Annotated in this window: 11 protein-coding genes; 2 read left to right on the top strand and 9 right to left on the bottom strand. The window is 58.6% G+C overall.

Annotated features, from left to right (window positions below; all coding sequences use genetic code 11):
- Nucleotides 1–41: 41 nt before the first annotated feature.
- Nucleotides 42–449, bottom strand: a complete 408-nt coding sequence (locus AC5ZG5_RS44790) for a hypothetical protein (protein ID WP_456647006.1) — start codon at nt 447–449, stop codon at nt 42–44.
- 957 nt (nt 450–1,406) lie between these two features.
- Here AC5ZG5_RS44790 and AC5ZG5_RS44785 point away from each other — a divergent pair.
- Nucleotides 1,407–3,179 carry a hypothetical protein gene (locus AC5ZG5_RS44785; RefSeq protein WP_456647007.1) on the top strand — a complete coding sequence of 591 codons (1,773 nt, stop codon included), beginning with the start codon at nt 1,407–1,409 and terminating at the stop codon, nt 3,177–3,179.
- Between the two features lie 3 nt (nt 3,180–3,182).
- On the opposite strand, the gene AC5ZG5_RS44780 is transcribed toward AC5ZG5_RS44785, so the two are convergent.
- From AC5ZG5_RS44780 to ligD, 5 genes are all read right to left on the bottom strand, one after another.
- Entirely contained in the window at nt 3,183–3,812 is a 630-nt protein-coding gene (locus tag AC5ZG5_RS44780) for a class I SAM-dependent methyltransferase (RefSeq protein ID WP_456647008.1), read from the bottom strand.
- Nucleotides 3,809–4,846 (bottom strand): glycosyltransferase, encoded by a 1,038-nt coding sequence (locus AC5ZG5_RS44775; protein ID WP_456647009.1) that lies wholly within the window; start codon nt 4,844–4,846, stop codon nt 3,809–3,811. The genes AC5ZG5_RS44780 and AC5ZG5_RS44775 overlap by 4 nt, the downstream gene beginning before the upstream one ends.
- 3 nt (nt 4,847–4,849) lie before the next feature.
- Complete coding sequence (locus AC5ZG5_RS44770; protein WP_456647010.1) at nt 4,850–5,248, bottom strand: hypothetical protein; 399 nt, start codon at nt 5,246–5,248, stop codon at nt 4,850–4,852.
- Nucleotides 5,249–5,750: 502 nt separating this feature from the next.
- Nucleotides 5,751–6,107 carry a hypothetical protein gene (locus AC5ZG5_RS44765; RefSeq protein WP_456647011.1) on the bottom strand — a complete coding sequence of 119 codons (357 nt, stop codon included), beginning with the start codon at nt 6,105–6,107 and terminating at the stop codon, nt 5,751–5,753.
- Between the two features lie 246 nt (nt 6,108–6,353).
- Nucleotides 6,354–8,213 (bottom strand): DNA ligase D, encoded by a 1,860-nt coding sequence (gene ligD, locus AC5ZG5_RS44760; RefSeq protein WP_456647012.1) that lies wholly within the window; start codon nt 8,211–8,213, stop codon nt 6,354–6,356.
- Between the two features lie 135 nt (nt 8,214–8,348).
- On the opposite strand from ligD, the gene AC5ZG5_RS44755 reads away from it, so the two are divergent.
- Complete coding sequence (locus AC5ZG5_RS44755) at nt 8,349–8,537, top strand: DUF3606 domain-containing protein (protein WP_456647013.1); 189 nt, start codon at nt 8,349–8,351, stop codon at nt 8,535–8,537.
- A 291-nt stretch (nt 8,538–8,828) separates the two neighbouring features.
- Here AC5ZG5_RS44755 and AC5ZG5_RS44750 read toward each other — a convergent pair whose 3' ends face one another.
- From AC5ZG5_RS44750 to AC5ZG5_RS44740, 3 genes are all read right to left on the bottom strand, one after another.
- Nucleotides 8,829–9,191 (bottom strand): PRC-barrel domain-containing protein, encoded by a 363-nt coding sequence (locus AC5ZG5_RS44750; protein ID WP_456647014.1) that lies wholly within the window; start codon nt 9,189–9,191, stop codon nt 8,829–8,831.
- Between the two features lie 238 nt (nt 9,192–9,429).
- Complete coding sequence (locus tag AC5ZG5_RS44745) at nt 9,430–9,552, bottom strand: hypothetical protein (RefSeq protein ID WP_456647015.1); 123 nt, start codon at nt 9,550–9,552, stop codon at nt 9,430–9,432.
- Complete coding sequence (locus tag AC5ZG5_RS44740; RefSeq protein ID WP_456647016.1) at nt 9,549–10,211, bottom strand: SOS response-associated peptidase; 663 nt, start codon at nt 10,209–10,211, stop codon at nt 9,549–9,551. The genes AC5ZG5_RS44745 and AC5ZG5_RS44740 overlap by 4 nt, the downstream gene beginning before the upstream one ends.
- Nucleotides 10,212–10,616: the final 405 nt, after the last annotated feature.

Here is a 10,616-nt window from a genome sequence, read left to right as displayed (position 1 = left end):
CATCATGCGCTCCGTCTATCAAACGGAGCAGCCCCTTCCAACTAAGCACGTGGTCCCACAATCGGGGTCCATTTCAGCGCATCGTCGTCCACAGCGGCGGAAAGTTTGTAGTTTTCAACTTGTGCCCTTCCAGTACCACTCTTCAGAACCCGCATTGTTAGATATCTATATTTTCTCGCGATCGGCATTTGCAGTAATGGCGAGATAGCATCGGGCGCCACGTCAAGATACGCCGTATAGTGTTTTCCGCGATAGAGAACGCCACCAACACTCTTGGCCTTCTTCCAGTCGGGCTTGACCGTTGGATGGAGAAGGGCCTGCACTGAAGTCGCCTTGGTGTTAACGGGAAGCAAGAGTTTCCCCTTGATCTCTATAGGACGGTAGTCGCGGTAATCACCCGCCTCGACGGAAAGCCTTTCTATCGTGACGATGCGTTTCGCTGCTGCCATAAGCCCACATCCCTCCTGGACGCGGCGAGGCGTCCCGTCTCGTGGGAGGGTAGGGGTGTCGTCCTCGCCCGGCTAGGCTCACGTTTTTGGCTTGGCCCGTAATCCCAACTCCACCAGCCTGCGGATAGCCCCCGACAGCCCCGGCAAGTCGTCCTGGCGCGCCGACGCCAGTCGTCGATCCTTCTGCAGCGCCGACCCAAGACGGTCTGCTCTATGCGAGGCCTGATGAGATCACCGAGAGCGGAAAATCGTGGCGAGACGAACCTGTCGCGTACAACAAAGGTGCGGGCAAGCCGCTCGGGCTGCTGCCTGCATTCGAGCTCTACCAGAATGAAGCGTACCGTAGAGTCGCGGAAAAGGTGGGAACGGAGAAGCTGTATATTCTATCGGCCGGAGTGGGAGCTTATCGCCGCGACGTTCCTCACGCCTTCTTACGACATCACCTTCACGGCGCAGGCAGACCCGTACAAGAGGAGACGCAAGAGCGATCATATAACGATCTCTCCATGTTGACCCAGGACGAGCAAGAACCGGTCCTGTTCTTCGGCGGTAAGGACTACCTGCCGCTGTTTGCATCGAGCGCAACCAAGCCGAGATCGACAGCGCCGAGGCCGAACTCGCAGCTCAGGGGAGGGATGTTTCGCCCAAGTGGCTTGAGTGAACCATTCCAACACACCAAGCAGCTTCGGCTGCCACAGCGCGCACCGGCGATGGATTTCAGCAGAATTGACCTTGTCACGTATGGTTCTTCGCTAGATCCAGCAATTGAATTGCGGTGCAGGCCCCGGATAGCGCACTACCGTGCCATAATGAACTGAAGCGCGCCGGACGGGCGGTCTGACATCGCCCGGACCGCCAGATTAAGCTGAGCGCAGCGTGCTGCCGCGAATTGCTGTCGCGAGCGCAGCGTGCGATAAGTCGATGCATCTTCAACGTTTCTAGGGATTCTCGCACCTTATGGTTGGCTTGGTCGAGGCTGCGCCCATTTATTTGAACGGCTTGGCCGCGTTGCTGTTTGTCTTCATTCTCCCTGGGGCTGTGATTGTTCTCAATTCCGCCCTGACGGATTTTTCACGGAGATGGCTGGCCGTGTTCCTGGCTAGTCTGACGACGAACTACTTTGCGGTGAGCCTTATTGCTCAATTGAACCTGAATCCGCTTCTGACGTATCGTATATTTGCCGCCGCGACGGCGGGCATCCTGCTTTACACGACGCTGCGTCATCTCCGGACCTCGCCGCCATCCCCGGGCGTAGCGGCGATCGCGCGACTCGAAGCGGGATGGCTTCTGAGCAGCATTGTTGTCCTGGCTATCACCTACATTAATATCTGGAAATATGGTGTTCCGCACGTATTCCGCGGCAGCGATGTGTCCGTCAGCTGGGATGTATGGTCGCTGATTTGGGCGAAAGGCGGCTTCCCGACGGCCTCCTATGGTTATCCGCATTTGATCCCCACTTTGTGGGCCGTGGCGTACATCTTCACCGGCTCCGATGTGCAGTATTTTCCGTATTACATTTTCATCGTTCTGATCATTGCGCCGCTCGTTCTGACGACGGGGATATTGAGCCGCGCCTCTGCGTGGCTTCCGGCAGCGGCGCTCGCGACGTATGCCTGGTTCATTGCCGAGATCCGGCGGCCTTGGTTGAGGGAGACGCTCCAGGAAGGCTGGCCTGATTGGGTGGCAGTGATGTTTTGTTTCTGCGGTATCCTATTGTTCGTCGCCACTGGCCCCAACTCTCAAACCGATGACGATCAGCCGAGAAACAATCTGCTTTCGCTTTGCATGTTGTTGATGGCTGCCTCCATCAAGCCGCTGTACGGATTGTTCGCTGTGACCGTCCTGGCGGCGATCTGCAAGGAGGCAATTAAATATCCGAGCCCCGTCAAGCGGACCAGGACGATCGCCGCCGCCATCGGGCTCGTGGTTGCCTTCGCCGCGGCTTACGCGATCAGCTATTCGCACCTGACGGTGCGCGCGATGCCTAACTATCCGGTTGCGGAACTCTCTGACCGGCTCTCACGCGCGATCGACCTGTTCAACACAAACTTCACTGTCGCATTCCGTGTGCTGATTGCTGCGGGCGTCGTGTTGTGTCCGTTCCTGCCGCAGGTCCGGTGGTTCATTCTGCCTCTGCTTATCGGAATCGGGGTTTGGGCGAATACCGCGAGCTACGATTTGCGCAATGTGCTCGGTTTCTTCCTGGTCAGTGCGTTCATTGCGGTCTATGCCGTGACGCGCAAGTTGAGGGTAGTAGATGCGCGGCCATCACGCCAATGGGCGGTGCCGGACGCTGCCGTGCTCGTCGGGCTGGCAGTCCTGTCAATTGGCTTGACCCTGCCGTTGGCGCTGGACGATTTCAGGCTAAAGGAGAGATTCGCCACCGATCAATTGCGAGGCGGCGGAGGCATCGCGGTTAATCAGAAGATCGGCGAACTGCTAAGCCGCGGGTGCATTGTCTTTGAATCAGATGCCTATGTTCGAACGATTTCAGCGTTTAGTCCATATCGGGAGCAAATCCAATTCTTCCATTATCCAGAGCCGTTGACCGCGGGCCTCGTCGAGCGTTTCAACAGGTCAGATCCGTGTAAGGTCATTATCTTTCCGCCGGGGGCGACTCATCCCACCATATTGGAGTTCATACGAGCGGCAGAGAACTCGGCGGCCTACCGCAAGGTAAGTGAGATGAGCGGGCCAGGATTTCTGGTGCTTGAGCGAGCCTCCGACTAGGCTTTAGCGTTTGCGTGTCACCACACAGTATTGAGTAAGAACGAGGGGCCACAAGATTCGGGCGGATTCGATCTGGCCCATACTCGCGACGGCCTGCTGGAATTCCTGCAACTGCAGCGGCCGCTCGTCGTGAAAGATCCAATTATCTGTCGCCTCGGCCAACGCGCGAACGCTTCGGTAAAGCCATGTGGGGGTGGGAAACGTGATGATCGCGGTCCCGCCTGCGCGCAGGTATTTGAAATGCGCCTGGATGGCGCGAGCCGTGCCCTCAGGGCTGAAGTGCTCGACCAATCCGACGCTGAAGACAATATCGTAGGTGCATTCTGCGGGGGAAGCCGTGAGGACGTCGTCTTGCTGCACGGTCACGCGCGCATCGTTGGGATAACGTGACTTGAGCAAGTCGAGCCCGAGGCGGTTGCTGTCGATCACGTCATAGCGGGCGGGGCCTACCTCCGTCAGGATCTTGTCGATGAAGCAGCTGTTGGCGCCGCCCAATTCGAGAATCTTGGCTCCTAATCCGCCTTGTCCTCGGATCTGGTTCACCAGCACTGAAGCTGTGTATCTGCGGGTCAGCGACGCCGCCTTGTACGGCTTCGCGTAGTAGCTGTTCCAGTCTGTGTGGGTGGGCTTCAAACCTCGCTCCATCTGCGGAAGATGATGTCTCGAAGGAACATGAAATTGAAGATCCAAATGATCAGCTCGACGACCACCTTGGCCAGGAGAGGTGATGGCACCATGTGGGCAGCGAACTGGACCTGCGCAACCGACGAGATGTAGCCCGAGAAGAATACGTATGCGACATAAGCAGCAAAAGTGGCGAACCCCGCCTTGCTTTTGAATACGTACTTCTTCAGCAGCAGGAACTGCATCCAGAGTGCAAAGCCCCGGGCGCCCATGTTTGCGGTTAGCACTGGCACATTGCTGTTTGTGAGCACATAGAACGCGATGAAGTCCGCGGCTGCTGTGGCGATGCTCGAGATCGCGTAGCGGAGAAGAACGAAATAGATTCGAAAGGAGTCCAGGAACGGATTGAAATGTGAGGCGCGATTGTCATCGATATAGATCGTCTGAATCGGTATTTCGCGCATTGCAAGGTTCTCCTGCTTTGCGACGACCAACTGCTCGGTCTCGTATTCGTAGCGGTTTGCACGAATCCCAAGGCTCGCAGCCATCAGCCTGCGTGGAATGCCTCGCAGACCGGTCTGGGTGTCCGAAAGGTTGAGCCCAAGGAGCAGTCGATACGCGTAGCGGGAAACGAGATTGCCGAACCGGCTCCGGAACGGGACACCCTTGCCAAAGGCGCGGCAGCCGAGCATGACGTGATCGGGCTGCCGGCACAGCTCGTTCCGAAGGCGGACGATGTCGTTGGCAGAGTGTTGTCCGTCGGCGTCTGCCGTGACGATGCCAACGCAGTCTGGATGCTCCACCAGGATATGGTTCATGCCATGCTTCAGCGCGGCGCCCTTGCCGAGGTTGACTGCATTGCGAAGCAGCGTCACGCCTGGCAAGCTCTTGAGGCTTTCAAAGACGTCCGCATGTCGCGGGCCGCTTCCGTCATCGACAATTACAATCGGTGTTGAGGCGTCCAACCGCCGAAGCGACTGCAGCAATGCAAGGAAGATGGCTGTTGGCCGGTATGAAGGAAAAAGAACGACAATCTTAGCCAATTTTCAGGCACCCGCAGGGATCTGCGAGACATCGATCACGCGGCGCTCGCTGCCTGCTGTAACGACGATGCTGCAAGTTTTCGGTCGGCTGCCCTGGTTGGCGAGAGGCAACTGGCCCTCGCACCACTCTCCAGGCATCAGAGTGCTATCCTTGATAACCGCCCGCTCGAGTTGGGCTATGCTGCGCTGGCTCGTCTCGATGGTGGCCGCGGTCATGGCCTCGCCCTGCGCTGCAGCATTGCCCCCGGCAATGGCTGTGGCAGTCGGGCTATAGAAGGTGCGGCTAGACGACGTGGTGTAACGACCGTAGCCGGCCTGGAAGGCGCTGTAGGCATTCCCCGCGGACCAGCTAATAGAAGCAGTGCAGCAATCACGATTGCTGTCGGAACCGACAAAAAACATCCAGCCCCCCGACCGAAACTCGGATCAATTATCACCAGAAGAAACCCTAAAGCAATCCTCTCGGGTGAGCGGCGGCGCATAGCGGTTCAGCAGACCGCCATCGGACACCATGTCCCTTGCGCTGTCGGGGGGGGCATGTGTCGCTTAGGTGCGTCGAGCTATTAGAGAAACGCTCGATCGTCCATAGTTTAGCTTGAAGTTGCCATTGCTCTTAGCGGTCTCCACGACCGTTGAAACGCGGCTTAGCCGAGTGAGGATAGACGCCCGTGCGCCTTACGGCGGCGTCCGCTTCGGCTCGCATTGAGCTTGTCAAATGCTCACTAGCATTCGTCCCGTGCCCTTGCCGTCGATGCAGGCGAAATCGGGTCCGACTTCTTCCGGAGCGAACTTGCCACAGTCGCCGGTCCCCGCCGCATTCAAGACACGCGATTTCGCCAGCGCTACAGCCGCGATTAATCACCTCGGCCTGAAACGCGCGTGGTGCAGTTTTGCGCCATATGCATCATCCACGCCATCTGATCGGTAATCCCAGTTCTGCAGCCTTCCTCGCGACATCGTCGACGCTGCCGGAACGGAAGAGGAATCCGGCCGCCTCTTCAATCGTGCTGCCGTGTTCCAGCGAGGCTCTAAGATCATCGACGGCCGCGACGGTCCATTCGGCGCCATCATAGATGTCGGCTTTCCTGCCGGCGTGGCGTTCGTTCCACCTGGCTACGGCCAAGTTGACCTTTGCGCGGTCTTGTTGGTCCTCCGCGGAAAGCTGCATGACGGGGTTATAGATCGAAGCTGGAATAGACAGATCGCTTTCCGGAGGCTTGCTTGCCCATGCCCAGAATTGTTCGAATGCGTCCTTAATCATGAGCATGGATCCTTCACTCGCTCAAAGCTCGGAGTTCCGGTTCTTCAGCTTAATCCAATGGTTACAACGGCCCGCGCGGTAAGGGTGTTCCTTCGCCGTCGGGTTTACAGCCGCATGGGCAGAGTGGGCCCAAACTGCGCGGCCTTTCCGGTGAGCCAACACACCTTAGGAGTTCTCGGTCGGGGCAGGTCGGTCACGGCACTAGCGCACTGACGATCGCGATACCACCGACAGCATCCTCAGTCTTTATCGTCCTTTGCGGGGCTTTATGCTTGGAGCTTCGCCACGTCTTGCGCGATCCGTCCGGGCTCGAAATGGATGTTGCATCGTGAATGCATCTGGATGGATGCCTGTTTCGAGCCGAGCCCATCTGACCGGCGCTGCGATCGGGAAACCTGGCCGGGCGCGGGGCGAATAGGTGCCGATCGCCGTCGTGCCGCGCCCGTTACGCAAGTAGTCGAGAAATATCCGGCCGCGTCGGCGCGCTGTTGCCGACAGGATGTAGCGGTCCGGAAACTGAGCCGCGAGTTCAGAGACCAGACGCCGCGCCATGGTGTGCGCTTTATCGTGTGTCATCGGATCTTCGAGCGATGCCATCAGGTGGACGCCTTTACCGCCCGTCAGCTTGGGCCAGGTGGAAAGGCCATTTGCCTTCATGAGGTCGCGCATTCGAAGCGCCGCTTCGACTACTGCTTCCCAGCCGACATCCTCGCCAGGGTCGAGGTCGATCACGATCCGGTCGGCATGCTCGAAGTCGTTCACCTTGGCATTCCACGGATGCAGCTCGACCGCGCCGATCTCAAGCAGGCCGAGGAAGCCATCAAGACTATCGACCCATAGGCGCGTTCCTTGGCCGCCCTCGCGCTTCTCGATCCGAAGTTGGTGCACTGAGGTCGGAATGTCCTGAGGCAGAGGCCCCTTGTGGTAGAAGGTGGTGCCATGCACATGGCGAACGATCTTGAGAGGACGATATCCAAGGTGCGGGAGCGCCGTTTTCCAAACGCGCTTCCAATAACCGGCCAGTTCCTCCCTTGAGGGCACCACCGCGTCAGGGAGCAACTGAAGGATGTTTTCGTGGGGGACGCCAAGACTCGCGCGTCGACAGGAGGGTGTAAGGCGCGGCGCTTTGACCTTTGGCACATCCAGGTCCTCGCGGAGTCCCTTGAATACTGCTTCGCGGAGCAACCCATCGTCCGTCAGCGATGCGTATTCTATTTCCGCATTGACCTCCGGTTCTACCCAGGTTGCCTTCGGCTTGTTGATTGGAATGGTTAGCGGGCTCGTCCTTCGTATGAGAGGATCCAGGCGCTCGCGCAGGTCACGTGCGGTTGCCTCCGTGTATCCCGTGCGAACCTTGCCAGCATAAACGAGTTGACCGTCTTCATGGCGGCCCACGTACATTGATGCGATCTTGCGCGGGCTTGCCCCTAGTTTTTCGACGAACGCGACGATGGGGAACGTCTCGGTCTTCTTACACTTCAGCTTAATCCAGCTTTCTTGCCGCCCGGAACGGTAAGGAGCGTCGAGCCGCTTCGCAACGAGACCTTCGAGGCCCATTTTACAGCCCTTGCGGAAGATCTCTTCGCCGTCGGCGTCAATATGCTCGACAAAGATGAACGTCTCGGGCGCGTCGCTCAGCAATTCCTGCAGAAGCCGTTTGCGATCGGAATAGGTGGCGTTCCGCAGGTCGTACCCGTCTAGATACAGGAGATCGAACGCATGAAAGCGAATGCGATTGCTCTTCTGCGGCCCAAGCTCGCGACGCAGTTGTTGAAAATCGGGAAGGCCTTGGCTGCCGTAGACGACAGCCTCTCCATCGATGACCGCGGTCTTTGCCTTCAGTTTCCGCGCCGCCGCGGCGATAGAGGAGAATTGCTCGGTCCAATTGTAGCCTGTCCGGGAATAGACGGTGATCTCGCGGCCGTCGAGATGAAGCTGCGCGCGGTATCCGTCCGCCTTGATTTCATAAACCCAACCGCGACCGTCCGGTGGCTGGTTGCGCAGGGTCGGATCGCACGGGTTGATGAAGTTCGGCTTGGGTGCCTTCCGCGCTCCGTTGATGTGAGCCAGACCAGATCCAACTGAACGCAATGCAACAGCACACATAACAACGCTTCGCCCGAAAGATCCCGTCATGCCGAAGATTCGAATCCGGCCGAGCCGAATCGTTCCCGACACCGGCCAACAGGTGGAACTTTCATGAATCGATCTGCGTTGCGGGAAGGGTAAATGGAGAAACCCATGGCAAAGAAAGCAAAGAAGCAGTCATCACGCGCCCGAAAGCAGGATCGGGCCCGAGTAGCCGGCGGCCAGCGGTACGAGGTCAGCTACGAGTCGAAAAAGACGGGCCGATCGGCGTCCGCGGTCAAGAGAGCAGTGAAGAAGGTCGGCAATAGCCGACGGAAAGTGGAGCGACGGCTCGCGCGTTAGCAGCGCATAAGAGGAGCATAAGAGGAGATGGACTCTTGCCCAAGGAAAATGACCTGGAAGGGATCCAAGACCGAGGCGGCAAGCACGGTGGCCAGGCGGGCATGCCCAAGTCGCCTCCGCGCCCCAGCACGAACGACGAGGATGTCGTCCGAAAAAAAGATGATGGCCCCAAGGAACGCGAGCGTCCGGGATAGTCGATTCTAGGTGAGATGTCGCGACGATGGTAACGGGGACCTAAAGGCGCCGGATAATGTGACCGGCCAACTTCCATAGGTCGGCCGGTCGCGCCTGTTAAACGACAGAAACACCATAATATTCTTTCACCAGGCGTCCAGCAGCCGGATCACTCCAGTTCCACCCACTCTCATCACGATACTTGGGGGCTCCGCGGAGCTGGTCCTCGCTGATCCCAGTCACGTAGCCACCCAGGCTCGTGTCGTATTTCAACGATTGCCACGGCAGCGGATAGTGATCATCGCCGATGCCGAGGAAGCCACCAAAGCTCAGGACAGCGTAAGAGACATTGCCGCTAACTTTGTCGATCATCACGCGTTCGATAGTCCCGATCTTTTTATTCTCCGCGCCGTAAACTGCCGTACCTTCGACCTTGTCGCTCCCGATTAGATTGACTGTCTCGCGAGACTCTGCTGCCATTTGAAGCCTCCTGTGTCAGGTTATACGGATTCAATCGCAGGAGGACGCTCGATGTTCCTCCGTGCAGGCGCCCGGGTCCTGGTGATGGAGTTGAGAGCTAACGTGCAGCTCGGCGCCTTTCCGGGGTGATCTTCACGTAGGTGCCGCTCTCGTGCATCCACAGCCAGCCGCGCTCGAGCGCGAACCTGATGCCAGCACCGTATTCAGCGGGTTTCGCCTTGTCCTGAAAGAGGAACGGCTAGTTAATCTTCTCGATGTGGATGCGGCCGTCCTGGACGGGCTCGACGGCGTGCGCGAGTTCCAATAATCGGCAGGCGGCCTTCTCCGGATCGGCATAGGGGTTGGGTGCGACGTATTTCATGCTGCGAGTTTGTCCTCCTTGTCGGGGCCGCGCATGACGATCTGCAGGGCATCGTCGGGCAGCGGCCGCTGCAGCGCCTTGGCCTCATCCCATGGCGCGCGCAGCCAGACGTCGCGCTCCTCGTCCGTCGTGAGGATGACCGGCATGGCCTTGTCATGGATCGGTTTGACGACGGCGTTCGCCTCGGTGGTCAGGAAGCCATAGACGAGGTGAGGGCCAGGGATCGGCTTCGACTTGGTGCCGCGGTCGCCCTTGAACTCGGTCCAGATCCCGGCGAAGGCTGTAAGTGGTCGCTCGTTGTTCAGCGCGAACCAGACCACGTCCTTTTTCTTCGTCGCCGGGTTTGGTTCCGGCGCGTATTCGGCGAAGCTGTTGAAGGGGACCAGGCACCGGTTCTCCGGCTTTAGCCAGCCGCGCCAGTGCGGCGAGCTGGTGTTGCGGATATTCGTCACCGGCGGCCCGCCGGTCCGCGGCGGTGGCGGCATTCCCCAACGCATCAGTGCAAGTTCGCGGCCGTCGGCGCCGTTGCGGACCACGGGCGCCGGATAGTCCGGGAAGACGCCCGGCATTGGCGGCAGGTTGCCGACATAGCGATTGACGACGCGGAACAGCGCGCGGATCGCTTCCTGGTTCGTGGTGATCGAATACAGATTGCACATCAGGAACTTGCTGAGCTGATCATGGAGATAGGCGGTGGTGCCATTAGCGCCATAACCGAAAATAGAAGCATCCCACTATCCCAAGCAGGCCAACGAAAAGCATCCCGACATACGTCCCAAATTCCCATACAAACCGCCCCGGTTCGGCAGCGTAAGACAATGGACGATATAAGCCCGCATGCATCGCGAGTTGGCCAGTCTGATACCAGCCATACAGTTCGTAGCCCCCAATGCACATGAGAGCTACGCACAATAACAATAGACCAATGGTCCGAAACGTTTCCCTCGTCACGCGCTTACCCGCCCCGCTAGAAACCAAACCCTTCAACGTTCGCCCGGCCACCAGATCGACGGCGGATCCTGGGCGGAGATCTTCGTCGCCCGGATCGCGACCAGGTGACTGCG

Source organism: Bradyrhizobium sp. Ses1, from assembly GCF_059512365.1.
This window is presented reverse-complemented; position numbering and strand designations above follow the sequence as displayed.

Excerpts from the sequence above, each read along its gene's own strand:
- AC5ZG5_RS44790 (WP_456647006.1), bottom strand. The coding sequence starts at position 449 with ATGGCAGCAGCGAAACGCATCGTCACGATAGAAAGGCTTTCCGTCGAG.
- AC5ZG5_RS44785 (WP_456647007.1), top strand. The coding sequence starts at position 1,407 with ATGGTTGGCTTGGTCGAGGCTGCGCCCATTTATTTGAACGGCTTGGCC.
- AC5ZG5_RS44770 (WP_456647010.1), bottom strand. The coding sequence starts at position 5,248 with ATGTTTTTTGTCGGTTCCGACAGCAATCGTGATTGCTGCACTGCTTCT.
- AC5ZG5_RS44765 (WP_456647011.1), bottom strand. The coding sequence starts at position 6,107 with ATGATTAAGGACGCATTCGAACAATTCTGGGCATGGGCAAGCAAGCCT.
- ligD (WP_456647012.1), bottom strand. The coding sequence starts at position 8,213 with ATGTGTGCTGTTGCATTGCGTTCAGTTGGATCTGGTCTGGCTCACATC.
- AC5ZG5_RS44755 (WP_456647013.1), top strand. The coding sequence starts at position 8,349 with ATGGCAAAGAAAGCAAAGAAGCAGTCATCACGCGCCCGAAAGCAGGAT.
- AC5ZG5_RS44750 (WP_456647014.1), bottom strand. The coding sequence starts at position 9,191 with ATGGCAGCAGAGTCTCGCGAGACAGTCAATCTAATCGGGAGCGACAAG.
- AC5ZG5_RS44745 (WP_456647015.1), bottom strand. The coding sequence starts at position 9,552 with ATGAAATACGTCGCACCCAACCCCTATGCCGATCCGGAGAAGGCCGCC.
- AC5ZG5_RS44740 (WP_456647016.1), bottom strand. The coding sequence starts at position 10,211 with ATGTGCAATCTGTATTCGATCACCACGAACCAGGAAGCGATCCGCGCG.